Raw genomic sequence first — 23,520 nt, 5'->3', positions numbered from 1 at the left:
CCGTTTTGCAGCAGGCACGATCATGCTATTCGCGACAGGCGGTTTCAGGGAGAAGCGTAATGCAACAGGGCGTCGCGTCGATAGGAGAATGCATGCTGGAGCTTTCCGGCGGTAAGGAGGGCAACTGGCGCATGGGATATGCCGGCGACACCTTCAACACGCTCTGGGCTATCCGTGGGCTGATCCCGCCTGCCATCCCGGCGGATTACGTAAGCGCCTTCGGCGACGATCCCTTCTCCAAACAACAAAGGGATTTCTTTGCGCAGCATGGGATCGGAACGGCCGCAAGCCCAGTAATCCCCGGCCGCAGGCCTGGACTTTACGCTATCACGCTCGATGGAGCCGAGCGCTCCTTCACCTATTGGCGCGCAGATTCGGCCGCCCGGCTTCTAGCGAATGACAGGGATGCGCTCGGAAAAAGCCTTCAGGGTCGCGAACTTATCTATTTTTCCGGAATTACTTTGGCAATTCTGGAGCACTCCGCGCGCGCGACCCTTGTCGCCGCATTAAGGCAGGCGCGCGAGGCCGGTAGCCGCATCGCATTCGATCCGAACTACCGTCCCCGCCTGTGGACCTCGCCGGAACAGGCCCGGATGGCATTTGATGACGCCCTTTCCGCCTGTGATATCGCACTTCCCACCTTTCCCGACGAAGCCGCGCTCTATGGCGACGCCGGTCCGCAGGAAACGCTCGAACGCATGAAGAAGGCAGGCGTGAGGGAGGTCGTCGTGAAGAACGGCTCCGAGCCGACGCTGCTTTCAGCCGAAGGGAAAGACATATCCATTCCGGCGCTGCATGTGGAAAAGCCCGTAGATACGACGGGCGCCGGCGATTCCTTCAACGGCGCCTATCTGGCGGCCCGGCTCGAGGGAAACACGCCGGAGGACGCCGCCCGCCGCGCCCATCGCGTCGCCGCGACGGTCATCCAGGTCTATGGCGCATTGGCGCCGTTCGAGGTCCTACGCGAGGCATTCCAAAGAGCCTGAGAGGCGCGATCAGAGCCCCAGTCCGCCGATGCAGACATATTTGGTGTCGAGATAATCCTCGATGCCCTGATGGCCGCCCTCCTTACCGAGACCGGACTCCTTGAACCCGCCGAAAGGCGCCTCCACCGTAGTGATCAGGCCCTCGTTCACGCCAACAAGGCCATATCTCAGGCCTTCCATGACGCGAAAGGCGCGGCCGAGATCGCTCGTATAGAAATAGCAGGCCAGACCAAAGGAAGTGTCGTTGGCCATGGCGACGCCTTCGGCCTCTTCCTTGAAGCGGAAGACGGGCGCGACGGGACCGAAGATCTCCTCCTCCATGAGGCGCATTCTGGGCGAGGCCTCCGTCAGCACGGTCGGCTCGAAAAAAGTGCCTCCAAGATCATGACGTTTGCCGCCAGTCGCAATCTTGCCGCCCTTCTCGGTGGCGTCTGCGAGGAGTTCCTCCACCTTCTCGACCGCTCCATCGTCGATCAGCGGCCCCTGCTGCACACCGTCTTCCAGGCCGGAGCCGACCTTCAGCTTCTTCGTTGCCTCGACCAGCTTTTCGACAAAGCGGTCGTAGATGCCATCCTGCACGAAGAAGCGGTTGGTGCACACACAGGTCTGCCCGGAGTTGCGGTATTTAGCGATGATGGCTCCCTCAACCGCGCGATCGAGGTCAGCGTCGTCAAAGACGAGGAACGGCGCGTTGCCGCCGAGTTCCATCGACACCTTCTTCACCGTCCCTGCAGCCTTCTGCATCAAAAGCTTGCCAATTTCGGTGGAGCCGGTGAAGGTGATCTTTCGCACCAACGGGTTCTCCGTGAGCTCGTCCCCGATTTCCGAGGCCGATCCGGTGACGATATTGATCACGCCCTTCGGAAAGCCGACTTCTTCGGCCAGAACACCCCAAGCCAGCCCCGAATAGGGCGTCTGCGAGGCGGGCTTGGCCACCGCAGTGCAGCCGGCCGCAAGCGCCGGCCCCAGTTTGCGGGCGAGCATCGAGGACGGGAAGTTCCAGGGCGTTATAGCGCCGATGACGCCCACCGGCTCCTTGGTGACGAGAATGCGCCGATCAGCCCAGGGAGAAGGCACGACATCTCCATAGACGCGCCGGCCCTCCTCCGCGAACCAGAGGATATAGGCGGCCGACATGCCCACCTCCCCCTTGGCCTCGAAAAGGGGCTTGCCCTGCTCCATGACGAGAAGCTCTGCAAGGGCATCCTGATTGTCCATGATCGCATCGTGCAGCTTGCGAAGAAGCTTGGCTCGGTCATTGGCCGAGGTTTTCTTCCACGATTGGAACGCTTCCTGAGCGGCTTCGATGGCGCGGCGCGTCTCCGCTCGACCGCATTTCGGCACGGTGCCGATCGTCTGCCTGGTCGCGGGATTGGTCACCTCTATTGCGGCACCTGAGTCTGCCTCGACCCAACTCCCGCCGATGAAATTCGCCTCACGCAGAAAATGACTGGTCTTCTTGAGCATTGGTCCTCCTCGGCGCCGAAAGCGCTTCTACCGCCAGACTATCGGATCACCTTCGAAGGTGGGGAGATTTTCGCCTGGTTCAAGCACTGGGCCTTCATCAGTCGGTGGCGTCGACACGAGAGCCCACCGAAACGATAATCGCTCAACCAAATATCCACTGCGCGATCGCCACCCAGCCGGCGGTGGTGAAAGCAGCAAGGGCGGTGCTGATGCTCATGGAATTCGACGCGAGCGCCTGGCCGGTGCCGAAACGCACGGCGACGAGGTAGGGATTGACGCCAAGCGGCATGGAGGCCGCGGTCACCGCCACCTTGGCACTGATCCCCGACAGACCGGTCATGCTGGCCAGGAGGAGCACCAAGGCGGGCATAAACAGGAGCTTGAAGGCAGCAATGGCAACGGCTGGCCGCACATTGCCGCTTATCCCGTAGTGGAGCAGGCCCAACCCCATCGCGAAAAGGGCCACAGGTGCAGCGACATCGGCAAGCGCATCCACAAGCCGGGACGCAAGCAACGGCATTTCCAGGCCGGTCACGCGCCACAAAAGTCCTGCCGCTATCCCGATCATCAGGGGATTTCCGGCGATGTTGACGGCGAAATCGCGCACCACCCCCTTCAGGCCGTGAGGCGCACCCTTGCCGCCAAACCAGGACAACAGTGCCGTCGAGGCGCCGACCATCAAAGGGAGATGGATGGAAAGGATCAGGGACAGGATCGCGAAGCCGTCATGCCCAAAGACCCCAAGGATCAGCGGGATTCCAAGCAGGGCGAGATTGGAGAAGCTGGCGGAAAGCCCTCCCACGATGGCGGCCCTGGCATCCCGGCCGAAGATGTGGACGATGACGAGTTGAGCCAGAAGCCAGGTTACGATGGCAGCCGCAAAATAGGTGCCCCACAGGCGCAATGGCAGTCCGCCGCCGAAATCGGCCTGCGCCATGGTGCGGAAAAGAAGCAACGGCATCGCAACCGAGACGGCGAAGTCGCTGAGACCCGTCCCGGTCTCCTTCTTCAGAAGGCCGGACCATCCGGATAAATAGCCAAGGGCAACCAGCGCGAAGACGAACGCGACTGTTTCTACAAGAGAAGACATCCACCTTCGCTTATGCCACTCCCTTCACCTGCGCAAGAAGCGAACCAGGCGCGCCGGAGTGTTACATTCCGAAACCAGCCGATGAACTCTATATGAGTTTGATGAAACGAGAGAATGTGATGATCCGCACCGCAATCGCTGTCCTTCTGCTTTCCCTCGCCACCATGCAAGCTGCGGCTACGGAAGCGGGGTGGGCACTGTTGCGGGAAGGCGGGCAAGTCGTGCTCATCAGCCATGCCAACGCGCTTGGGCATGGTGAGCCAGCGAATTTCGACATCGAATCCTGCGCTACCCAGCGCAATCTTTCCGATCGCGGCCGGGAACAGGCGCGCAGGATGGGAGCGCTGTTCTTCGCCCGCGCGGCGCCGATAGATGCGGTGCTTTCCAGCCGCTATTGCCGGGCATACGAGACCGCCACCCTTGCCTTCGGGGATGCGGAGATCTTCGATGCGCTCGACAATTTCGAGCCGGGATCGGAAGCGGAGAAAAAGCAGATCGCAGCGCTTCGGGAGCGCATCCTCGCCTATAGCGGAGCCGGAAATCTGATCATGGTGACCCATCCCGCCGTGATCGAAGCACTCACTGGCGCGCGCCCACGTGACGCAGAAGCAATCATCGTCTCGCGTTCCAACGAGATAAAAGGTGCGGCGGCACGCATCACCTTCAATTAGTCTTCCTTGCCTTCTGCCCTTTTCCTGCCTTCAAAAACCGATTAGAGAGCCGCTGATCCATTTAGAAAACCGAATCCCGTTCCCGAGGGAAGCCAGTGACGACGACATTTGACAAGGTGGCCGATATCATCGCTGAAACAAGCGAGATCGACCGCGACAAGATTACGCCCGAGAGCCACACGATCGACGATCTGGGGATCGACAGCCTGGATTTCCTCGACATCGTCTTTGCGATCGACAAAGAATTCGGCATCAAGATTCCGCTCGAGAAGTGGACGCAGGAAGTCAATGACGGAAAGGTCGCGGGCGAGGAGTACTTCGTCATGAAGAACCTTTGCGCCAAGATCGACGAACTCGTTGCCGCCAAGGCGACCAGCTAAGCTCTGCTTTCAAGCGAGGGGACATGAACCCGACAGACGTGGTCATCACCGGTATCGGTATCGTCTCCTCGCTGGGCCTCGGCACAGACGCGCATTGGCAGGCATTGACGAATCGCGAGCCCGTGCCCGTCGTCGATTTCGAGCGCTTTTCGCCCTACATCGTCCATCCCCTGCCCGAGATCGACTGGAGCACGCAGATCCCCAAGCGGGGCGACCAGCGGCAAATGGAAACCTGGCAGCGGCTGGGAACCTACACGGCAGGCCTGGCCCTGGAAGATGCGGGGATCAAGGAAGAGGAAGAGCTCTGCGCTTCCATGGACATGATCGTGGCTGCCGGCGGCGGCGAGCGCGATGTGGCGGTCGATCAGGCGATTTTAGACGCCTCGCTCACGCGCAGCGACCATGACGTCCTGTTGAACGAAAAGCTCACGACTGAGCTTCGTCCGACGCTGTTCCTTGCCCAGCTTTCCAACCTCCTGGCCGGCAACATCTCGATCGTGCACAAGGTTACGGGCTCTTCGCGCACCTTCATGGGCGAGGACGGCGCAGGGGTGTCGGCGATCGAGACGGCGGCGGCGCGGATCCGTTCGGGCCAATCGACGCACCTCCTGGTGGGAGCGGCCTTCCAGACCGAGCACCCGGACATGCTTCTCGCCTATGAGCTTGGCGGTTATCTGCAGCGCGAGAAATGGTCGCCGGTCTGGCAGCGCAGCCGGGATCTGGGCGGCGGCGTGATCACCGGCTCGGGGGCCGCGTTCCTGGTGCTCGAAGCAAGGGAGCACGCGGAAAGACGCGGACGCACACCCTACGCGACCATCGGCCCTGTGGTTTCCGGTCGAGCAAGGCGGAAGAATGGTGGCCTGCAGAACGCGCTGGCTGACATGATCGGCACCATTACGCAGAAGAAGGAGCCGATCCTCGCTATTTCCGGTGCATCAGGGGCGCATATGCCAACCGCCGCCGAAGAAACGGCCCTTGAGAGTTCCGGCGCGATCGCGCGCGGTTTCAACACGCTTACGGGCCATTTGAAGGAGGCGCAGTTCCCCTTCGCGGTGGCGTTGGCGGCGCTGGCCATCCGCAATCGGGAGGCCTACCCTGCCTTCGATTCCTCACGTGAAAAGCCCTTCGAGGGCTCGCCCAAGGCGGTGCTCGCCACCGGCGTCGGCTATGATTGCTTTGAGGGAATGGCGCTCGTGATCGAGGCCTGAGAAAGGAGCGTTCATGAGAACCACCGACAGCTTCGGACGCCCGCTCGTCGCCGTCACCGGCATGGGGCTTGTGACCTCTCTCGGGCAGGGTAAGGGAGACAACTGGGAAGCCTTGACCAGTGGCCGCTCCGGGATCCATCCGATCACGCGTTTTCCGACAGACCATCTTGCGACGACAATCGCGGGTATGGTCGACTTCCTGCCCGAAAGCAGCATGGGTGCAAGCGCACTTACCTTCGCTCTCGCCGATTCGGCGGCCGACGAAGCCATCGCCGAGTCCGGTCTTTCCAGAACCGATTTTGGCGGACCGCTCTTCCTGGCAGCGCCGCCGGTAGAACTCGACTGGCGCAACCGGCTGAAGCTCTATGACCAATCCGACCGTTCAAATGGCTGGCGCAGTCTGATCGAAGCCGCTCGCAAGGCCAGCGAACGCGGTCTGTTCGAGGAAAGTCAGTTTGCCTCGATCGCCGACCGGCTGGCAGACAAATACGGCATGCGCGGCCTGCCGATTACGCTGTCGACGGCCTGCGCTTCCGGCGCCACGGCCATCCAACTTGGAACGGAAGCGATCCGCCGTGGGGAATGCGACCGCGCGCTCGCCATTGGTGCGGATGGCTCGGCGACTGCTGAAGCGCTCATCCGTTTCTCGCTTCTTTCCGCCCTCTCCACCCAGAACGAGCGGCCAGAGAAAGCATCGAAGCCATTCTCGAAAGACCGCGATGGCTTCGTGCTTGCAGAGGGTTCCGGCGCCCTCGTACTGGAATCCTTGGAAAACGCCCTGGCGCGCGGCGCGGAGATCCTGGGCATCATTCGTGGCTGCGGCGAGAAGGCGGATGATTTCCATCGGACGCGCTCGAAGCCCGACGGATCGCCCGCCATTGGCGCTGTACGTGCAGCGCTTAGCGATGCCGGAATGTCGGAAGACGAGATCGACTACATCAACGCGCATGGAACCTCGACGCCTGAGAACGACAAGATGGAGCATCTGTCGCTCTCCACCGTCTTTGGAGAGCGTATGCGCGGGATTCCCATCTCCTCGAACAAGTCCATGATCGGGCACACGCTCTCCGCCGCGGGCGCGGTCGAGGCCGTATTCTCGCTCATGACGATGCGGGAGGGTGTCATTCCACCCACCATCAATTACGAGATTCCCGATCCGGCGATCGAGCTCGATGTCGTGCCCAATGTGAAGCGCGAAGCGGACGTGGCGAGCGTGCTTTCGAACTCTTTCGGTTTCGGCGGCCAGAACACTTGCCTTGTCATGGCGCGCGAAGCGGGCTAAGCGACCGGCCTGTCAAACAGACCGGGACACCATGCGCGCACTCCAGCTCATCGCCGACCGCCAGCTCGAAATCGCCGATATTTCGCCGCCGCCCCCGCCGGGGCATGGCGAGGTGACACTGAAGATTGCGGCTGTTGCGCTCAACCACATCGATGTGTGGGGTTGGCGCGGAATGGCGTTCGCCAAGCGGAAGCTCCCGCTCACGGTCGGCGCTGAGGCATCGGGCCGGGTTGATGCGATCGGTCCCGGCGTCAGCTGCCTGGTCCCGGGCCAACTCGTCTCCATTTATGGCGCGCGCACCTGCGGCCTCTGCCGTCCCTGCCGGGAAGGACGCGACAATCTCTGCGAACATGTGGGCGGTGTGCACGGCTTCCACCTCGATGGCTTCGCCCAGGAAAAGATCAATATCCCGGCGCGTCTGCTGGTGCCCGCCCCTCCCGGGGTGGACGAAATCGGCGCGGCGGTGGCTCCGGTCACCTTCGGCACGGTCGAGCACATGCTGTTCGACAATGCGAAGCTCGAACCCGGCGAGACCATACTGATCCATGCCGGCGGCTCCGGCATCGGTTCCGCCGCGATCCAGCTTGCCAAGCGCATGGGCTGTACGGTGATCACCACTGTCGGTTCGGACGAGAAGATCGAACCGGCAAAGGCGCTCGGTGCAGACCATGTGATAAATTACCGCGAGGACCGCTTCGAAGGTGCAGTGCGCAAAATCACCAAGAAGCGCGGCGTGGATGTGGTTTTCGAGCATGTAGGTGCCGACACATGGGCGGGCTCCATGCTGTGCCTGAAGCGCGGTGGGCGGCTCGTCACATGCGGATCGACCTCCGGCGTTTCAACCAGCATGAACCTGATGCAGCTCTTCCAGCAACAGCTGAAGATCTTCGGCTCCTTCGGTTGTCGCATGGAAAACATGGCCGACGCCATGCAGAAGATGGCGGCCGGCCTGGTTTCGCCGGTAATCGATACCGAAGTCGAATTCGACGCGATCGACACGGCGCTCGCGCGTATGGAAGGCCGGAACGTTTTCGGCAAGATCATCCTGCGCGTGGGTTGAGCCCGCTGCCATGAAGCGCTTCCTCCGAAAGTTCAGCCGCAGGCTCAAAACCTTGGAGCATTGGCTGACCGCCCAGGTGGCGCTCGCCATTCTCCGGCTCCTGAGGCTTCTTCCGCCGGACGCGTCCCTCGATTTCGCAGAGCGCGTCGCACGGCGAATCGGACCGTTGATTGGCCGGCATCGAGTGGCGCTCAACAATCTTCGTCGTGCCTATCCCGAAAAGTCGGATGCCGAGATCGAGGCGATCGCCTCCGACATGTGGGCCAACATGGCGCGACTTGCGGTGGAATATGTGTTCCTCGACAAGCTCTTCGATTTCGATCCGGATAGGCCGAACCCCGGCCGGGTCGAAGTCTCTGGCATCGACATTTTCCTGAGGCTGCGCGAAGACAAGCGGCCGCATATCTTTTTCACCGCCCATCTTGGAAATTTCGAGTTCCTGCCAATCGCGGCTGCGACGTTCGGCCTCCAGCTTACTTCGCTATTCCGCCCGCCGAACAACCCCTATATCGCCGACTACATCTACAAGACGCGGCGCTCCTCCATGGGCGGACTGCTTGCTTCACGGACAGGTGCCGCGCTCCAGCTGGCACGCGTCCTTGATGAGGGAGGCAATATCGGCGCGCTTGTGGACCAGAAGTTCACTGGCGGCGTGCGTACCAGTTTTTTCGGTCGGGAATGCCTGACCAGCCCGCTCGTGCCAAAGCTTGCGCGCCACTATGACTGCGAAGTGTATCCAGCCCGCTGCATCCGTTTGCCGGGGGGACGGTTCCGCCTGGAGATCGGGGACAAGCTGACGTTGCCGCGAGACCAAAAGGGAGAGATCGACGTCCAACAAACCGCGCAGCTTCTGAACGATGTCGTCGAGGAATGGGTAAGGGCCGACCCTGGCCAGTGGATGTGGTTCCACAAGCGCTGGCAGATCCGATAGCCTTCTCAGTCGGTGACGACGATAACCGTGTTGGCCGGCCCGACCTTCTGAACGAGCGAATAGAGCCGGGCTGCGTTGTCGGGGTGCAACCGCACACAGCCATGAGAGGCCGGGCGGCCGAGCGACTTCACCGCATACGTACCGTGCACTGCGTAGCCCTTGTGGTAGAAGATCGAAAAGGGCATCGGGGACATGTCGTATTTGCGCGAGCGCCACATGCGATGCATGCGCGTCGGTTTCCAGCGCCCGCGCGGGGTCACATACCCCTTTCGCGCAGTGGAAACCGGCCACTGATAAAGAACCCGATCGCCCGATTTCACCACCATGATCTGCTTGGAGATACTCACCCAGGCCTCCAGGCCGGCTGCGGCGGCCTCCGCGGAGAAGCAAGCGGAAAGCGAGACCGCCACAATGATACTCCCGAGCAGCTTTCTCATCTCGCCCTCTCTCCTCGCAGCATGGCCGTCAACGATTCGCGAGGGATACATCTGGAAGTTTTACCGTCCCTCTAATTTCAACTGATGAACTCTACCGAGCAGCCTTACCCGATAGCAGCTGGAAGGACCGGAGCTTCGGCGCATCATCCGCCGTCAGGGCCCTCCCAAACAAAGCGCAATTTACTGCCTCTTGGATTCAGTCTCTAATCGTCGCAAAACATGCACCCGAACTGGATGCCGAAGCGGGGAGTGACCGGATGAGAATGTTTGCACGATTGGTGGGAGCGGCCGCGATGCTGGCCGTTTCGGCTTCCGCAGCCTTGAGTTCACGGACAGACCTCGTGCTTGGCGTGGTGCTGGAACCGCCGCATCTCGACCCCACGGCGGGAGCCGCCGCGGCAATCGACGAGATCGTCTACGCCAATATCTACGAAGGGCTTACCCGGATCGGCCCCGGCGGCGATATCCTTCCCGCTCTTGCGGAAGATTGGGACATTTCGGACGACGGCAGAACCTACACGTTCAAGCTCCGCGGAGGCGTCAAATTTCACGACGGGACGGTTTTCGATGCCGCCGACGTGAAATTCTCTCTGGAACGCGCCATGGCCGAGGATTCGACCAATGCCCAGAAGGTGCTCTTCTCCGCGATCGATTCAATCGAAGTCCTGGACCCCGTTTCCTTAAAAATCACCCTCAAGCAGCCGCAGGGATCCTTTCTCTACAATATGGCCTGGGGGGATGCAGTCATCGTCGCTCCGGAATCGGCAGATGGAAACAAGGAGAAACCGATCGGAACGGGCCCGTTCAAGTTCGAGAACTGGGCACGGGGATCATCCGTCACCATCGTGAAAAACGCGGATTATTGGGGTGAGCCCGCAGGACTCGATCGAGCCGAGTTCCGCTTTATCCCCGATGCGGCCGCAGCGGTGACGGCGCTACTATCAGGAGACGTCCAGGCCTTCCCGAATCTTCAGGCCGGCGATGCACTGGCTCAGATCGAAGCGGATCTGCGCTTCAAGGTGGTGATCGGCGCGACGGAGGGCGAGACCATCCTTGCGATAAACAATGGCAAGAAGCCCTTTGACGACCTGAAAATCCGCCAGGCGATCTCCCATGCCGTCAACCGCGACGAAGTGATCTTGGGGGCGACCAATGGGTATGGCGTGCCTATCGGCTCGCACTTCTCGCCGGCCAATCCCGCTTATGTGGACCTTACCGCGACCTACCCTTACGATGTCGAAAGGGCCAAGGCCCTTCTGGCCGAAGCGGGATATCCGGATGGCTTCTCCGCCACCTTGAAGCTGCCGCCGCCGCCCTATGCCCGTCTCGGCGGCGAGATCATCGCGTCGCAACTGCGTGAAGTGGGCATCAACCTCGAAATCGTACCGATGGAATGGGCGCAGTGGCTGGAACAGGTCTTCACCAACAAGGACTATGATCTAACCATCATCTCCCATACCGAGCCTGACGACATCAACATCTACGCCCGTGACGACTACTATTTCGATTACAAGAGCCCGGAGTTCAAAGCGGTCATGACGGAGCTTGATGCCACAGCGGATCCTGAAAAGCGCAAGGAGCTCTACAGCCAGGCGCAGCGGATCATCGCGGATGATGCAGCAAACGTGTTCCTCTTCCAGCTTCCGAAAATCGGGGTGTGGGACGCCAAGATCGAGGGTATGTGGGAGAATATGCCCATCCAGGCCAATGACCTGACCAGCGCGCATTGGGTGGATTGAATCGAGCTCGTAAAGCTTTGTGCTTTCTGTCACCCCCTCTGCCCTGCCGGCTAGCTCGGTCTAGGACAAGGCTGGTTCGATGATCCCCTACCTCCTGCATCGCCTTGCGAGCGCCGTTGCCACTCTCTTGCTGGCGTCGCTCGTGGTGTTTGCAGTTCTTGAGATCCTGCCGGGAGATCCGGCGCGCCTGATGCTCGGCCTGAATGCAAGCCCCGAAGCAATAGAGACGCTGCGCACCCAGATGGGCCTCGACCAACCGGTCGTCGTCCGTTATCTCGAATGGCTTTACGGAATGGTCACGGGGGATTTCGGCCGCTCGCTCACTTATTCCTCGCCGGTGATCGATCTCGTCGAGGAGCGGCTGGCCGTCTCTCTGCCGCTGGCCCTGATGGCTCTCACCCTCTCTACGATCATTGCCATTCCTGTCGGGGTATTTGCGGCGGCGAGACGTGGCCGGCCAGCGGATACGGTGGCCATGGGACTGGCGCAGTTTGGCGTGGCGATACCCAATTTCTGGTTCGCACTCCTCCTCGTCTATGTTTTTGCGGTTGGCTTCAGGCTCGTTCCGGCTGGCGGCTTTCCGGGCTGGGGCGAAACCTGGAGCTCTCATGGGCAGGCATTTCAGGCTCTCGTCCTGCCGGCGGTCTCGCTCGCTCTCCCCCAGGCTGCAATTCTGGCCCGCGTGACACGCTCGGCCGTCGTGGAGGTCATGGGCGAGGATTTCATCCGAACCGCTCGAGCGAAGGGCCTGCCGCAGCGCATCGTGCTCTGGCGGCATGCCCTGCGCAACGCGCTGATCCCGGTTCTCACGATTATGGGGCTGCAATTCGCCTTCCTTCTTGCCGGCACCATCATCATCGAAAACGTGTTCTACCTGCCTGGATTGGGACGTCTCATCTTTCAGGCGATCAGCCAGCGTGATCTGATTGTCGTGCAAGGCGTTGTGATGCTGCTCGTGGCGAGCGTGATCCTCATCAATCTAATGGTCGATATCTGCTATGCAGTGGTCGATCCGCGCCTGCGAGACGGCCGATGAGCCTCGATCCGGTTCTCGCGCCTGCGCACCGCGAGCGATGGCTGCGCAGAGCGCTCGCCAACCGCTCCTTCCTTGTCGGACTCTCGATCGCCAGTCTTGTGATCCTGATGGCGCTCATCTCCCTCTTCTGGACGCCCTACGACATCACCCGGCTTGCGGTCGCAAACCGGCTGCTGGGATTATCCGCAGAGCACCCGTTGGGTACCGATCACATGGGCCGCGACATCCTTTCCATGATCATGATCGGCGCGCGCAACTCGATTGCAGTTGCGGTCGTGGCCGTGGCTATCGGCATGGGCATCGGTGTTCCGCTCGGCACCTGGGCTGCTGCGCGCGGTGGCTGGGTGGACGAGGTGCTGATGCGCGCCAATGATGTGGTGTTCGCCTTCCCTTCCCTGCTCTCAGCGGTGATGATCACTGCGATTTTCGGTCCAGGGGCGATAAACGCGATCATCGCCATCGGCATCTTCAATATCCCCGTCTTCGCGCGCGTGGCGCGTGCTGGCGCCCTGGCGCTCTGGCCCCGTGAGTTCATCCTTGCGGCACGTGCGGCGGGCAAGGGAAAGGTGCTGATCACCATCGAGCATATCCTGCCAAATATCGCAGGCTTGCTTCTGGTTCAGGGCACGATCCAGTTCGCGTTGGGCATTCTGGCGGAAGCGGGGTTGTCTTACCTCGGCCTTGGAGCCCAACCGCCCATGCCGTCCTGGGGAAGGATGCTCTTCGACGCGCAAACGCGCATAGCCATAGCGCCGCATCTCGCGCTTTTTCCCGGCCTCGCCATCGTTATCACAGTGCTCGGTCTCAACCTGCTCGGAGACGGTCTGCGGGACGTCCTCGACCCGAAATTGAGGCGCGAGCGATGAGCCTGCTCGCAATCGAGGATTTGACACTTTCGATCGGCCCCACCCCGATCCTGAAGAGCATCGACCTGTCGATCGCGCCCGGCGAGGTGATGGGGCTCGTGGGTGAATCCGGTTCCGGCAAATCCATGACGGCTCTTACGCTCATGAAGCTCCTGCCGGACGGGGCGAGGGTCGACGGCCGAGCGCTGTTTGACGGGGTCGATATCCTTGCCGCTCCCGAGGCCGCCATGTGCAGGCTGCGTGGCAGGGAGATCGGCATGGTGTTCCAGGAGCCCATGACGGCACTTAACCCCGTCAAGACGATCGGTGAGCAGGTGGCGGAAGGAATCCGCTGGCACACCGGTGCAAACCGGCCCGATGCGGAGGCGAGAGCGCGTCTCATGCTGGAACGCGTAGGGCTCCCGGAGCAAAAATTCCCCCTCACCCGCTACCCGCACGAGCTTTCCGGCGGACAACGCCAGCGCGTCGTCATCGCGATCGCCTGCGCGTTGAAACCAAAGCTTCTGATCGCAGACGAGCCTACGACCGCACTCGATGTCGTGCTGCAAAAGCAGATCCTGACGCTTCTGCGCGGTCTGGTGGAGGAGAACGGCATGAGCATGCTCCTCATCTCCCACGACCTTGCCGTCGTGGCGGAGATGGCGGACCGGCTCACCATTGTCCGCCACGGAACCGTGATGGAAACCGGCGAGACCTCCCGGATCCTCTCGGAGCAAGCCCACCCCTTCACCCGACAGCTCGCTGAGGCCTCGACGCATGTTCCGGCACGAGCGCGAGGCCTGGAGCCCTCGCCCGTGTCGGAGCCGCTCCTGGAGGTGCGAGACCTCACGCGCAATTATTCCTTGCGCCGCAGCCGTGTCTTTGGGCGAGAAACCATGTTCCGCGCCGTGAATGGCGTTTCCTTTTCACTGGCAGCCGGCCAGAAGACCGCGCTTGTCGGTCGCTCCGGCTGCGGGAAATCGACGCTTGCCCGCATGATCCTGGCGCTGGACCCGCCAAGTTCGGGCTCCATTCGCTTCCAGGGCGAGGAGATCTGCGGCGTCAGCGAAGAAGCGTTACGGCCCCTACGGCGGGAGATGCAGGTCGTCTTCCAGGATCCCTACGGCTCCTTCGACCCGCGACACAGGGCAGAGAGGCTCGTCGCCGAACCGCTTCACCTTCTGAACCAAAGACCGGATGCAAGACGCCGGCGCGACCTGGTGGCAGAGGTGCTCGAACAAGTGGGCCTTTCGCCCGCGGATATGGACAAATATCCGCACGAATTTTCAGGCGGGCAGCGTCAGCGTCTCGCCATTGCACGCGCCATCATTACCCGTCCGAAGCTCATCATTGCCGATGAACCTGTTTCTGCCCTCGATGTTTCCATCCGGGCGCAGATCCTCGATCTCTTGGCAGACCTGAGCGACAGTTTGGGGGTCGCCTATCTTTTCATCACACACGACCTTACGGTGGCCCGCGCGATCACCGATACCACCATGGTAATGCATGAGGGGGAAATCGTCGAAACAGGGCCGACGGAAGTCGTTCTCGGAAATCCGAAAAGCGATGCAGCCAAGGCGCTTGTCGCCGCTGCTCCCAACCTGAAGATGAGCCTGGAGAAAGCCGTGGCGCGAGCCACGAGGGATTGAAAACCTCGCGCGCCCGTGTGCAGATTGTCTTGGGGCATGGGCAAGCAGGCCATTCGCAGCAAGATAGGAATGCAAGATGAGCAAATCCTTCTCGATCCAGCCGCCACGCGTCTTCCCTACCTTCCGCTATCGCAATCCCGTCGCCATGATCGACTGGCTTGTTGACGTGTTCGGTTTTTCCGTCCACGCGCGTTATGGAGAAGGAACCGAGGTCGCCCATGCCGAACTCGCGCTTGGCTCCTCCATGATCATGCTCGGCCAGGCGAAGGATGATGACTACGGCTCAATGGTCGGCGAGCCCGGGCAGAATGGCGGGAAATCCGTCTATATCGCAGTCGAGGACGCCGACCTGGTCTATGCTCGCGCGGTGAAGGCGGGCGCGGAAATTCTCGAGGGCCTCACCGACCGGGACTATGGCAGCAGGGAATTCATCTGCCGCGATCCCGAGGGCAATGTCTGGTCCGTCGGCACGTACTGGCCCAAGGCGCACGAGGAAAGCGGGAACTGAGTTCCCATCATTCGGCCCCGGGAAAGCTCGGCTCAAGGCGCCCTGTTGCTCCGGCGCTCCAATGAATTAGACTGCCATCAGGGGGTGCTTGTCGGGAGGAGACGATGGAAGCCGCAGAGGAGGAAGGCGGACCTTTCGAACTCAACGGGGATCAGCGCGCCGTTCAGGAGATGGCGCGGAGTTTTGCTGCGAAACACGTCGCACCATTCGCCCTTGACTGGGACCTGAGACATTATTTTCCGGTCGACATCATCCGGCAAACCGGCCCGCTCGGCTTTGGCGGCATTTATTGCTCCGAAGAGCATGGCGGTTCGGCCCTTAAACGGCTCGATGCCGTGCTGATCTTCGAGGCCCTGGCAGCCGCCTGCCCCGGCTTCTCCTCCTTCATCTCCATCCACAACATGGCCGCGTGGATGATCGACACATTCGGCAACGATCCGCAACGTCGCGATTTTCTGCCGAAGCTCACCTCCATGGAATGGCTCGCCAGCTACTGTCTGACCGAACCGGGTTCGGGCTCGGATGCGGCGGCGCTGAAGACCAAGGCCGAGCGGAGCGGCGATCACTATATCCTGAACGGTACGAAGCAGTTCATCTCGGGTGCGGGCGTCTCGGACCTCTATATCGTCATGGTCAGGACAGGCGAAGGCGGTCCCCGGGGGATCTCCGCGCTGATCGTGCCGAAGGATGCGCCCGGCCTCTCTTTCGGGCCTCTGGAGAAGAAGATGGGCTGGCTGATGCAGCCGACCCGCCAGGTGATCTTCGAGAATTGCCGGGTTTCCGTGCAAAATCTGTTGGGCCGCGAAGGCGGCGGTTTTCCAATAGCGATGGCCGGCCTCGATGGTGGCAGGCTGAACATCGCGGCCTGCTCACTCGGCGGAGCGCAGGCAGCCCACGAGAAGGCGCTTGCCTATGCCGCCGAGCGCCAGGCTTTCGAACGGCCGATAAACCAGTTCCAGGCACTACAATTCAAATTCGCCGACATGGAGACGAACCTGGCGGCTGCGCGTCAACTGCTCTACAGCGCTGCTGCGAAGCTCGACGCCAGGAGCGCCGACGCGACGAAATGGTCAGCCATGGCCAAACGCTTCGTGACGGATACCTGTTTCGAGGTGGCCAACGAGGCGCTCCAGCTTCATGGCGGTTACGGCTACCTCCACGATTATGGGATCGAGAAACTCGTGCGTGACCTGCGCGTCCACCAGATCCTTGAGGGTACCAATGAAATCATGCGCATCATCATCGCACGGCATCTGATAGGCAGGCAGTAGGGCAACAGGGCAGCAGGGTCGGTTGCTTCATTGCCTTGATCCTGCCGTTTGGTTCCGGAGGAGAACATGACCAAGATCGCCTTTATCGGCTTGGGAAACATGGGCAATCCTATGGCCGCCAATTTGGTGAAAGCCGGACATGACGTGCACGGATTCGACCTTCTGCCCGAGAACCTTTCCCGTGCCGAGCAGAACGGGGTGGGCAAAACCGCAAGTGCCGAAGCGGCAATCCAAGGGGCGGAGGTGGTGATCACCATGTTGCCCGCCGGAAAGCATGTGCTCTCGGTTTACGAGGATATTGTGCCGAAGGCCGCTGCTGGCACGCTCTTCATCGATTCATCGACCATCGATGTCGAATCCGCCCGAAAGGCGCACATGATTGCCGGTGAGCATGGGCTCTTTTCCATCGATGCGCCGGTTTCTGGCGGGGTGGTCGGAGCGGAGGCCGGCACTTTGACCTTCATGGCGGGCGGAAAGGATGAAGCCTTTGCCAGGGCCGAGCCCATCCTGAAGCCGATGGCGGGCCGTATCGTCCATTGTGGCCGTGGAGGTGCCGGTCAGGCAGCGAAGATCTGCAACAATATGATCCTCGGCATCTCGATGATTGCGGTCGGCGAAGCATTTGTCCTTGCGGAGAAGCTCGGACTTTCGCACCAAGCGCTCTTCGATGTCGCTTCCACCTCGTCGGGCCAGTGTTGGTCCCTTACCACCTATTGCCCGGTGCCGGGCCCCGTTCCAACCTCTCCCGCCAACAGAGATTACCAGCCTGGCTTTGCGGCGAGCCTGATGCTGAAGGATCTGCGGCTTGCCCAGGAAGCCGCGCAAGCCGCCGGCGCAGTGACACCGCTTGGAGCCGAGGCAGCCCAGCTCTACGCGCTTTTCAATGCCATAGGCCAGGGAATGAAGGATTTTTCCGGCATCATAAATCTTCTCCGCGGAGCGGACTGAACAACTGCGCGGATGGAAGGAAAAAATCCCGAATTAAGGAATCTGCAAGCACTTGCTAACCTCCCGGTAACGATGTCCCGCTAAAACAGAACACGAGGCGGACATTGAAGCCTCCCCGGCTCCGGATCAGGTCTCGCGTACCGGAGCGGCAGGCCCCGCAGGTGTATGAGTATCGCCGGGGCCGACAGAGTAGAGTGTAGAAGACCGCGTTTTTCCTGCCTGGAGAACGCGGTTTTGTTTTTCTAACATCACTGGAGCATGAGCGAAGCAGTGTCGCTCCTGCGATTGGTAACCGCAGCGCATCCGCGACCCGGAGCGGGTTTTTCGGCTACCGAAGCGTCTCCGAAAGCAAGCAGAGAAGCCGCCGCCAGTGCCGCTCGGCACCGGCTTCATCGAAGACGCTGTGGTCAGGCACGGCCCAGCCATGCTGCATGCCCACATAGTTCTCCATGGCGAAATCCACTTCCGCCGCCCGGAAGGCGTCAGCAAAGCGGGTGGATTGTTCCGGTGGGAACGAGCGGTCGACGCCGGCCATGCCCACATATACGCGAGCCTTGATGGATGCGGCTTTGAGATGAGGACTGTCGGAAGTGTCCGATGCGAGGTTTCCGCCATGGAAGCTTGCAGCCGCCAAGATGCGGCCGGGATAGGCAGCAGCGGCATTGAGGGCACGCGCTCCTCCCATGCAGTATCCGACCGTGGCAATCGGGCCGCTGGCACCGCCCTGATCGAGTGCGGCTAGAAAGGCGCCCGTATCGCGCTGCGTCATCTCCTGCGTCGTCTCGGCAATCATATGTCTGATTTCTTTGGCGGATGCTTCGTTCTGGAATGCGGTCCTCGCATCATAGGGCCCATACTGCCCGAAACGATAGAAGAGATCCGGCACGAGCACCGTGTAACCCTCGCGGCAGATGCGCTGCGCCATCACGTCGAGCGCGGGCCGCAATCCGAATGCATCCATATAAAGGATCACGCCGGCCCGAGAAGCGCCGGCCTCCGGCATAAATAGACCGGCCTTGGCCGTACCTTCCGAGGTCTTGATCTCGATTTCTTCTTTTGCCATTCCCTCACACCTCCGAAAAAGGCCGCGCCAAGCCTTGGAGGTTTTTTCCTATATCCAGGCAATTATTGCCAGTCCCCCGGCAGAACAGGGCTCACCTCATGCAAAAGCGTCAGGCATCGAGGCTTTCTTGCGGGCGATAAAGTCCCGCAAAGCATCGTCTACTGCCTCGTCCAGCGGCGGAGCCTGATATGATTCCAGCCACTGCCGGGCAAGCTGATTGGCGCGCTGGTGGGCTGTCTTCTCCCCCTCCGCCAGCCATTGCTCGAAAGAATTGTTGTCGGCCACCGAGGAGCGATAGAAGGCAGTCTGGAAGTTGGCCTGGGTGTGAGCACAGCCAAGATAATGGCTGCCCGGACCCACCTCCCGGATCGCATCCATGGCCTGGCCGTTTTCGGAGAGGTCAATTCCCTCGGCGAAGCGTTGCTGCATTCCGAGCTGATCCGCATCCATCACGAATTTCTCGTAGGAAGAGACGAGCCCGCCTTCCAGCCAGCCAGCCGCATGCAAAACAAAATTCGTGCCCGCAAGCATCGTGGAATTGAGCGTGTTGGCACTCTCATAAGCTGCCTGTGCATCGCAGACTTTCGAGGCGGTCAGCGAACCGCCCGTGCGGAATGGCAGGCCCAGGCGGCGAGCCAATTGCGCCGCACCATATGAGACGAGCGAGGGCTCCGGCGTTCCGAAGGTCGGCGCCCCCGATTGCATGGAGATGGACGACGCGAAGGTGCCGAAGACAACGGGCGCCCCCGGACGCACGAGCTGTGTGAAAGCCGCTCCGGCAAGGACTTCCGCGAGTACCTGCGTCAGCGTACCCGCCACGGTCACCGGGCTCATGGCTCCTGCCAGGATGAAGGGGGTGATGATCGTCGCCTGGTTGTGACGCGCATAGACCTTGGCAGCGCCCAGCATGGTCTCGTCGAAGACCATCGGCGAGTTCGCATTGATCAGGCTGATGATGACCGTGTTTTCCTCTACGAAATCCTCTCCGAAGAGGATCTTCGCCATCGCCACCGTATCCTCCGCCCGCTCGGGCGCAGTCACAGAACCCATGAATGGCTTGTCTGAGAAGCGCATATGCGCATAGACCATGTCGAGATGGCGCTTATTGACCGGTACGTCCACCGGTTCGCAAACCGTGCCGCCGGAGTGATGGATCGCCGGTGCCAGATAGGACAGCTTAACGAGATTGCGGAAATCTTCCACCGTTGCATAACGGCGGCTGCCATCCAGGTCCCGCACGAAGGGCGGTCCGTAAACCGGTGCGAAGACAGTGGCGTCGCCGCCGATCTTCACCGAACGCTCAGGATTGCGGGCATGTTGGGTGAATATCGAAGGCGCCGTTCGCAACAGGCTTTGGCAGAGGCCTTTGGGGAAGCGCACGCGCTCTCCCGTAACATCGGCCCCAACCTCTCTCCAAAGACTCAGCGCCTCGGCGTCGCCGCGAAACTCGATGCCGATCTCCTCGAGCACCGAGTCGGCATTGGCTTCGATTAGCGCAAGCCCCTCCTCGCCAAGGACTTCGTAATTCGGCAGTTTTCGGCGGATATAACTGAGTTGCGGCCCTAGCGCGCCACCGGCGCGGGCTGCACGTCGGGCAGCCGCTCCACCTCCGCCGCGTGTGCGCCTCGCCTCACCTCCAGGCTCCTGGTCCATGGCTCAACCCTTGCGCTCCCTGGTCAATGCCGTGGGCATCATCCTATCTGTCCGCGCGGAACCGGCCGTTCCGCGAGCGCCAAGCCATGTCGCAACGAGAGCGGAGGCTTTCACATGCAACTATTTCGGCAGGCCGACGGTCTTGCCCGCCGCGGACCAACCTTCCGTTGCCCACTCCTCGTCGGAGGTCGACGGCTGGTTCAGCCGAGGGTCCAGTCCGCGTTTCAGCATTTGCACCTCAAATCGCAGCCGTTCCAATTCGAGCTGATAGAGATGGTCGCAATTGAGCCTGTCAGGCTTTGTACCGAGTGGAATGACCACCCGGCCGTAAGCCGATATCGTGTTTCGATTGTTGCTGTTGAGCCCCCCGCCGATCAGCCCTGAATCGATATAGGCCCCCGATCCGCTTACCGCGGAGCGGCACACGGTTCCGTCGGCGGCCCTGACCTCGTCATACCCGTTCGGCAGGGCAACCCCCGGCAAGGCAATGCCGGTCTGGTTCTGGTTGATGATGTAGTCGTCCGCCATTGCACGACCTTGCAGCAGAAAGACCGCCAGAATCGCCATGCTCACCGCACGCGGCGCGCCAGGAAGCGTCCACATATCTGCGCTCTGATCCTTGTTTTGCCTTCGGGAAAGGGAACACTTTCAGTGCAGACGCGAACGCGCCGTACATTCTCCTCCCCGAAGCCGACGACGACGACGACAGGGCGCGATGCTCCGGCGGCCAGCATCATCGATGGAGGTGATATCCGCGCTTCCACCGGCCGGAACTTCTCATCATAGACCCGTACCGCCACTTCCACTGGACGGCGGTACGGATTCTTCGGAAAGACGCGGACGGCAAACTCGTCGGTGAAGCTGGTGACGGTGCCGCGCATCGGAGACATCGATTGCGCGCCCGCCTGTCCTACACAGGCAACCACCAGCACGATCACCCGGAGCAGCAGGCCCGGTCTCATGCCCCGCTCCTATTCGCAGGTGACGACGAGATCGGCCGAATATTCGCCGTCGGGGAACGTCCCGCTCGACTTCATGGCCGTTAAATTAACATTCAAGGTCGTCGTGCCCTGACCAAGCGGCGAAGGGGTTGCGCCGGGGACGTCGCTCAGGGTCGTTGCGCCGGTGGCGCTGTACAGGGCGGCGAAGGTGACATTCGCGTCGGCTCCGGCGGGAGCAGACGTGAAGGCGCTCGGCGCCGTGGTGGAAACGTTGAAGCTAGAGCCGGTGGTCTGGATGGTCGCCATACCAGCGGTCCCGCCTACCTGTCTGGTGCTCAACTGCACCAGAGTAGCATCCGGTACCAGTACACCGGGAGAATCGATGGTGATCGTGCACACTGGATTGACCGTGCCGCTAAAGGTCATCGTTTCCGTAACAGCGGCGGCAGGTGCCGCGGCTGTTACAAGCAAGGCGGCGGCAAGCAAAGCTTTCTTCATATATGCTCCTAGGCGAAACTTGCCCCCGCAATTTCAGAGCTAACGAACCGTGCTTAATAAAAAATTAACGCGTGCATTCATTAATGCGAACGCAACTCCAGATTGTCAATCGCTCACGGCGGTGATCAACAACTGTGACGTGAGACCACGGTCGCTTTCGCTCAGCATTTGCGTCGTAAATGGGCAATGGATCGCCGCGCAACGAGGCTTATCTACCAGGACCGGAAGCGGAGCACAGGCAGGAGCCAGGCATGTCCGACGATGAAATTATCCTCTCGCAGCTGCCTGATGACGAGCTTGTGTTACAGATGCACGATGATCTCTATGATGGCCTGAAGGAGGAAATCGAGGAAAGCACGCGCATCCTGCTCGAACGCGGCTGGGCACCCTATGACGTGCTCACCAAGGCCCTGGTCGAGGGCATGCGCATTGTGGGCGAGGATTTTCGCGACGGCATCCTGTTCGTCCCCGAGGTGCTGCTCTCGGCCAACGCGATGAAGGCCGGCATGGCGATCCTGCGGCCGCTTCTAGCGGAGACTGGAGCGCCGAAACAAGGCAAGATGGTGATCGGTACGGTCAAGGGCGATATCCACGATATCGGCAAGAACCTGGTCAGCATGATGATGGAAGGCGCCGGCTTCGAAGTGATCGACCTCGGCATCAACAACCCGGTCGAAAACTATCTCGCTGCGATCGAAAAACACAGGCCCGACATCATCGGGATGTCGGCCCTCCTCACCACGACCATGCCTTATATGAAAGTCGTCATCGATACGCTGAAGGAAAAGGGAATCCGGGACGAAATCATCGTCCTCGTTGGCGGCGCGCCGCTAAACGAGGAATTTGGGCAAGCCGTGGGAGCGGACGCCTATTGCCGTGACGCGGCCGTTGCGGTCGAAACCGCGAAGGAACTCATGAGGCGCAAGCACAATCTCGTGGCGTGAGCGCCGCTCCCGTTCGAGTGAACGGGCTATCTCTCGGCGGCGTTCGCCACATTCTGGCCCGCGTTCTGCGTGGCGTTGACGGCATTTGCCGTGTCTTGGCCCACGCCGCGGATGGTATTGGCGCACCCGGCGGTCAGGCAGATAGCGGCAACGAGAACTGCGATGCGCGAAAGTATCTTGGCAGACATAATCCTGTTTCCCCGTTCTGCTCCACGCGTGAGACGTGAAAGCAATCGCAATGACGGCCATAGAACGCTCTGAGCCGGAAAAGGTTCTGGTCATTGCCTGCGGGATGATCGCCCGCGAAGTGCTGGCAGTGCGCGAGCGCCTCGGCTTCAAACACCTGGAACTCACCTGCCTGCCCGCCGAATATCACTACTACCCCGATCGCATTCCCCCTGCCCTTGATGCCGCGATCGGCCGTGCACAGGCGGAAGGCTATCGCAATATCTTCGTCGGGTATGCGGATTGCGGAACCGGCGGAGAAATCGACCGAGTGTGCGAGAAGCACGCGGTCTCCCGCATCGCCGGACCCCATTGCTTCGGCTTTTACCAGGGGCTTTCGAGTTTCGCGGAAAAAGCCGAGGAGGATATGACCTCCTTTTATATGACGGATTTCCTCTGCCGCCAGTTCGAGGCGTTCTTCCTAAAGCCACTTGGCATCGACCGGCATCCCGAACTGATCACGGATTTCTTCGGCAATTACGAGAAACTCGTGTATCTGGCCCAGGTGGAAGATCCCGTCCTGGAGGAGGTCGCCCGGAACGCCGCGCGGCTGCTCGGGCTTTCCTACGAACGACGCTTCACTGGTTACGGGGATCTGACGGCAGCCTTGCGCAAGGCCGGCACTCTATCCCTTTGAGTGTCGATGAGTCACGAAAGAGCCGGAATTGCTGCTATAGCACCTATTGTT

The 23,520-nt window shown here is 61.0% G+C and carries 25 protein-coding genes; 16 read left to right on the top strand and 9 right to left on the bottom strand.

Annotated elements, in window-relative coordinates:
* Positions 1 to 59: 59 nt before the first annotated feature.
* A complete protein-coding gene (locus CHEJ32_RS0116965; RefSeq protein WP_028034855.1) occupies positions 60 to 986 on the top strand; it encodes a sugar kinase in 927 nt (308 codons plus the stop codon).
* A gap of 9 nt (positions 987 to 995) precedes the next feature.
* Here CHEJ32_RS0116965 and CHEJ32_RS0116960 read toward each other — a convergent pair whose 3' ends face one another.
* Entirely contained in the window at positions 996 to 2,453 is a 1,458-nt protein-coding gene (locus tag CHEJ32_RS0116960; protein WP_028034854.1) for an NAD-dependent succinate-semialdehyde dehydrogenase, read from the bottom strand.
* A gap of 142 nt (positions 2,454 to 2,595) precedes the next feature.
* Entirely contained in the window at positions 2,596 to 3,543 is a 948-nt protein-coding gene (locus CHEJ32_RS0116955) for an AEC family transporter (RefSeq protein WP_028034853.1), read from the bottom strand.
* Between the two features lie 119 nt (positions 3,544 to 3,662).
* Between CHEJ32_RS0116955 and CHEJ32_RS0116950 the strand changes: the two genes are divergently transcribed.
* The 6 genes from CHEJ32_RS0116950 to CHEJ32_RS0116925 all read left to right on the top strand — a co-directional run bounded on the left by CHEJ32_RS0116950 (position 3,663) and on the right by CHEJ32_RS0116925 (position 9,075).
* Positions 3,663 to 4,214 carry a histidine phosphatase family protein gene (locus CHEJ32_RS0116950; RefSeq protein ID WP_028034852.1) on the top strand — a complete coding sequence of 184 codons (552 nt, stop codon included), beginning with the start codon at positions 3,663 to 3,665 and terminating at the stop codon, positions 4,212 to 4,214.
* A 95-nt stretch (positions 4,215 to 4,309) separates the two neighbouring features.
* Positions 4,310 to 4,594, top strand: coding sequence for an acyl carrier protein (locus CHEJ32_RS0116945; protein ID WP_028034851.1), 285 nt, complete (start codon positions 4,310 to 4,312; stop codon positions 4,592 to 4,594).
* A 23-nt stretch (positions 4,595 to 4,617) separates the two neighbouring features.
* Positions 4,618 to 5,802, top strand: a complete 1,185-nt coding sequence (locus CHEJ32_RS0116940; protein ID WP_028034850.1) for a beta-ketoacyl-ACP synthase — start codon at positions 4,618 to 4,620, stop codon at positions 5,800 to 5,802.
* Positions 5,803 to 5,815: 13 nt separating this feature from the next.
* Entirely contained in the window at positions 5,816 to 7,084 is a 1,269-nt protein-coding gene (locus tag CHEJ32_RS0116935; protein WP_028034849.1) for a beta-ketoacyl-ACP synthase, read from the top strand.
* Between the two features lie 31 nt (positions 7,085 to 7,115).
* On the top strand, positions 7,116 to 8,144 hold the full coding sequence (locus CHEJ32_RS0116930; protein WP_028034848.1) for a zinc-binding dehydrogenase: 1,029 nt from the start codon (positions 7,116 to 7,118) through the stop codon (positions 8,142 to 8,144).
* 10 nt (positions 8,145 to 8,154) lie between these two features.
* Positions 8,155 to 9,075, top strand: a complete 921-nt coding sequence (locus tag CHEJ32_RS0116925) for a lipid A biosynthesis lauroyl acyltransferase (RefSeq protein WP_028034847.1) — start codon at positions 8,155 to 8,157, stop codon at positions 9,073 to 9,075.
* Between the two features lie 5 nt (positions 9,076 to 9,080).
* Here the strand turns inward: CHEJ32_RS0116925 and CHEJ32_RS0116920 are convergent, their stop codons facing one another.
* The gene (locus tag CHEJ32_RS0116920; protein WP_028034846.1) at positions 9,081 to 9,512 is read right to left on the bottom strand and encodes a L,D-transpeptidase; all 432 of its coding nucleotides are present in this window, start codon (positions 9,510 to 9,512) and stop codon (positions 9,081 to 9,083) included.
* A gap of 257 nt (positions 9,513 to 9,769) precedes the next feature.
* Here CHEJ32_RS0116920 and CHEJ32_RS0116915 point away from each other — a divergent pair, with 257 nt between their 5' ends.
* The 7 genes from CHEJ32_RS0116915 to mmsB all read left to right on the top strand — a co-directional run bounded on the left by CHEJ32_RS0116915 (position 9,770) and on the right by mmsB (position 17,508).
* Entirely contained in the window at positions 9,770 to 11,251 is a 1,482-nt protein-coding gene (locus CHEJ32_RS0116915) for an ABC transporter substrate-binding protein (protein WP_028034845.1), read from the top strand.
* 79 nt (positions 11,252 to 11,330) lie between these two features.
* Complete coding sequence (locus tag CHEJ32_RS0116910; RefSeq protein WP_028034844.1) at positions 11,331 to 12,287, top strand: ABC transporter permease; 957 nt, start codon at positions 11,331 to 11,333, stop codon at positions 12,285 to 12,287.
* The gene (locus CHEJ32_RS0116905; protein WP_028034843.1) at positions 12,284 to 13,153 is read left to right on the top strand and encodes an ABC transporter permease; all 870 of its coding nucleotides are present in this window, start codon (positions 12,284 to 12,286) and stop codon (positions 13,151 to 13,153) included. The genes CHEJ32_RS0116910 and CHEJ32_RS0116905 overlap by 4 nt, the downstream gene beginning before the upstream one ends.
* Positions 13,150 to 14,781 (top strand): ABC transporter ATP-binding protein, encoded by a 1,632-nt coding sequence (locus CHEJ32_RS0116900; RefSeq protein ID WP_028034842.1) that lies wholly within the window; start codon positions 13,150 to 13,152, stop codon positions 14,779 to 14,781. The genes CHEJ32_RS0116905 and CHEJ32_RS0116900 overlap by 4 nt, the downstream gene beginning before the upstream one ends.
* A gap of 76 nt (positions 14,782 to 14,857) precedes the next feature.
* Positions 14,858 to 15,289 carry a VOC family protein gene (locus tag CHEJ32_RS0116895; RefSeq protein ID WP_028034841.1) on the top strand — a complete coding sequence of 144 codons (432 nt, stop codon included), beginning with the start codon at positions 14,858 to 14,860 and terminating at the stop codon, positions 15,287 to 15,289.
* A gap of 104 nt (positions 15,290 to 15,393) precedes the next feature.
* Complete coding sequence (locus CHEJ32_RS0116890; RefSeq protein ID WP_028034840.1) at positions 15,394 to 16,560, top strand: isobutyryl-CoA dehydrogenase; 1,167 nt, start codon at positions 15,394 to 15,396, stop codon at positions 16,558 to 16,560.
* A gap of 66 nt (positions 16,561 to 16,626) precedes the next feature.
* Positions 16,627 to 17,508, top strand: a complete 882-nt coding sequence (gene mmsB / locus CHEJ32_RS0116885; protein WP_028034839.1) for a 3-hydroxyisobutyrate dehydrogenase — start codon at positions 16,627 to 16,629, stop codon at positions 17,506 to 17,508.
* A 328-nt stretch (positions 17,509 to 17,836) separates the two neighbouring features.
* Here the strand turns inward: mmsB and CHEJ32_RS0116880 are convergent, their stop codons facing one another.
* The 5 genes from CHEJ32_RS0116880 to CHEJ32_RS0116860 all read right to left on the bottom strand — a co-directional run bounded on the left by CHEJ32_RS0116880 (position 17,837) and on the right by CHEJ32_RS0116860 (position 21,663).
* Positions 17,837 to 18,571: a dienelactone hydrolase family protein gene (locus CHEJ32_RS0116880; protein WP_028034838.1), complete on the bottom strand. Its 735-nt coding sequence runs from the start codon at positions 18,569 to 18,571 to the stop codon at positions 17,837 to 17,839.
* A 96-nt stretch (positions 18,572 to 18,667) separates the two neighbouring features.
* Entirely contained in the window at positions 18,668 to 20,224 is a 1,557-nt protein-coding gene (locus CHEJ32_RS0116875) for a trimethylamine methyltransferase family protein (RefSeq protein WP_028034837.1), read from the bottom strand.
* Between the two features lie 120 nt (positions 20,225 to 20,344).
* Positions 20,345 to 20,827 carry a hypothetical protein gene (locus tag CHEJ32_RS25135; RefSeq protein ID WP_034658649.1) on the bottom strand — a complete coding sequence of 161 codons (483 nt, stop codon included), beginning with the start codon at positions 20,825 to 20,827 and terminating at the stop codon, positions 20,345 to 20,347.
* A complete protein-coding gene (locus CHEJ32_RS0116865; protein WP_028034836.1) occupies positions 20,794 to 21,186 on the bottom strand; it encodes a hypothetical protein in 393 nt (130 codons plus the stop codon). The genes CHEJ32_RS25135 and CHEJ32_RS0116865 overlap by 34 nt, the downstream gene beginning before the upstream one ends.
* 9 nt (positions 21,187 to 21,195) lie before the next feature.
* Positions 21,196 to 21,663, bottom strand: coding sequence for a hypothetical protein (locus CHEJ32_RS0116860; RefSeq protein WP_028034835.1), 468 nt, complete (start codon positions 21,661 to 21,663; stop codon positions 21,196 to 21,198).
* 251 nt (positions 21,664 to 21,914) lie between these two features.
* Here CHEJ32_RS0116860 and CHEJ32_RS0116855 point away from each other — a divergent pair, with 251 nt between their 5' ends.
* Complete coding sequence (locus CHEJ32_RS0116855) at positions 21,915 to 22,607, top strand: B12-binding domain-containing protein (RefSeq protein WP_028034834.1); 693 nt, start codon at positions 21,915 to 21,917, stop codon at positions 22,605 to 22,607.
* A gap of 26 nt (positions 22,608 to 22,633) precedes the next feature.
* On the opposite strand, the gene CHEJ32_RS0116850 is transcribed toward CHEJ32_RS0116855, so the two are convergent.
* The gene (locus CHEJ32_RS0116850; RefSeq protein ID WP_028034833.1) at positions 22,634 to 22,795 is read right to left on the bottom strand and encodes an entericidin A/B family lipoprotein; all 162 of its coding nucleotides are present in this window, start codon (positions 22,793 to 22,795) and stop codon (positions 22,634 to 22,636) included.
* A 50-nt stretch (positions 22,796 to 22,845) separates the two neighbouring features.
* Between CHEJ32_RS0116850 and CHEJ32_RS0116845 the strand changes: the two genes are divergently transcribed.
* The gene (locus CHEJ32_RS0116845) at positions 22,846 to 23,469 is read left to right on the top strand and encodes a DUF1638 domain-containing protein (RefSeq protein WP_028034832.1); all 624 of its coding nucleotides are present in this window, start codon (positions 22,846 to 22,848) and stop codon (positions 23,467 to 23,469) included.
* Positions 23,470 to 23,520: the final 51 nt, after the last annotated feature.

The organism is Chelativorans sp. J32 (assembly GCF_000518985.1).
Taxonomy (GTDB): Bacteria; Pseudomonadota; Alphaproteobacteria; order Rhizobiales; family Rhizobiaceae; genus Chelativorans.
The sequence above is the reverse complement of the archived record's forward strand: the minus strand, read 5'-3'. Positions and strand labels throughout refer to the sequence as shown.

Coding starts and splice junctions, on each gene's coding strand:
- CHEJ32_RS0116880 (WP_028034838.1), bottom strand. CDS start 18,571: ATGGCAAAAGAAGAAATCGAGATCAAGACCTCGGAAGGTACGGCCAAG.
- CHEJ32_RS0116935 (WP_028034849.1), top strand. CDS start 5,816: ATGAGAACCACCGACAGCTTCGGACGCCCGCTCGTCGCCGTCACCGGC.
- CHEJ32_RS0116940 (WP_028034850.1), top strand. CDS start 4,618: ATGAACCCGACAGACGTGGTCATCACCGGTATCGGTATCGTCTCCTCG.
- CHEJ32_RS0116895 (WP_028034841.1), top strand. CDS start 14,858: ATGAGCAAATCCTTCTCGATCCAGCCGCCACGCGTCTTCCCTACCTTC.
- CHEJ32_RS0116955 (WP_028034853.1), bottom strand. CDS start 3,543: ATGTCTTCTCTTGTAGAAACAGTCGCGTTCGTCTTCGCGCTGGTTGCC.
- CHEJ32_RS0116850 (WP_028034833.1), bottom strand. CDS start 22,795: ATGTCTGCCAAGATACTTTCGCGCATCGCAGTTCTCGTTGCCGCTATC.
- CHEJ32_RS0116900 (WP_028034842.1), top strand. CDS start 13,150: ATGAGCCTGCTCGCAATCGAGGATTTGACACTTTCGATCGGCCCCACC.
- CHEJ32_RS25135 (WP_034658649.1), bottom strand. CDS start 20,827: ATGTGGACGCTTCCTGGCGCGCCGCGTGCGGTGAGCATGGCGATTCTG.
- mmsB (WP_028034839.1), top strand. CDS start 16,627: ATGACCAAGATCGCCTTTATCGGCTTGGGAAACATGGGCAATCCTATG.
- CHEJ32_RS0116845 (WP_028034832.1), top strand. CDS start 22,846: ATGACGGCCATAGAACGCTCTGAGCCGGAAAAGGTTCTGGTCATTGCC.
- CHEJ32_RS0116875 (WP_028034837.1), bottom strand. CDS start 20,224: ATGGACCAGGAGCCTGGAGGTGAGGCGAGGCGCACACGCGGCGGAGGT.
- CHEJ32_RS0116965 (WP_028034855.1), top strand. CDS start 60: ATGCAACAGGGCGTCGCGTCGATAGGAGAATGCATGCTGGAGCTTTCC.
- CHEJ32_RS0116890 (WP_028034840.1), top strand. CDS start 15,394: ATGGAAGCCGCAGAGGAGGAAGGCGGACCTTTCGAACTCAACGGGGAT.
- CHEJ32_RS0116925 (WP_028034847.1), top strand. CDS start 8,155: ATGAAGCGCTTCCTCCGAAAGTTCAGCCGCAGGCTCAAAACCTTGGAG.
- CHEJ32_RS0116915 (WP_028034845.1), top strand. CDS start 9,770: ATGAGAATGTTTGCACGATTGGTGGGAGCGGCCGCGATGCTGGCCGTT.
- CHEJ32_RS0116930 (WP_028034848.1), top strand. CDS start 7,116: ATGCGCGCACTCCAGCTCATCGCCGACCGCCAGCTCGAAATCGCCGAT.
- CHEJ32_RS0116910 (WP_028034844.1), top strand. CDS start 11,331: ATGATCCCCTACCTCCTGCATCGCCTTGCGAGCGCCGTTGCCACTCTC.
- CHEJ32_RS0116860 (WP_028034835.1), bottom strand. CDS start 21,663: ATGAAGAAAGCTTTGCTTGCCGCCGCCTTGCTTGTAACAGCCGCGGCA.
- CHEJ32_RS0116960 (WP_028034854.1), bottom strand. CDS start 2,453: ATGCTCAAGAAGACCAGTCATTTTCTGCGTGAGGCGAATTTCATCGGC.
- CHEJ32_RS0116865 (WP_028034836.1), bottom strand. CDS start 21,186: ATGAGACCGGGCCTGCTGCTCCGGGTGATCGTGCTGGTGGTTGCCTGT.
- CHEJ32_RS0116855 (WP_028034834.1), top strand. CDS start 21,915: ATGTCCGACGATGAAATTATCCTCTCGCAGCTGCCTGATGACGAGCTT.
- CHEJ32_RS0116905 (WP_028034843.1), top strand. CDS start 12,284: ATGAGCCTCGATCCGGTTCTCGCGCCTGCGCACCGCGAGCGATGGCTG.
- CHEJ32_RS0116920 (WP_028034846.1), bottom strand. CDS start 9,512: ATGAGAAAGCTGCTCGGGAGTATCATTGTGGCGGTCTCGCTTTCCGCT.
- CHEJ32_RS0116950 (WP_028034852.1), top strand. CDS start 3,663: ATGATCCGCACCGCAATCGCTGTCCTTCTGCTTTCCCTCGCCACCATG.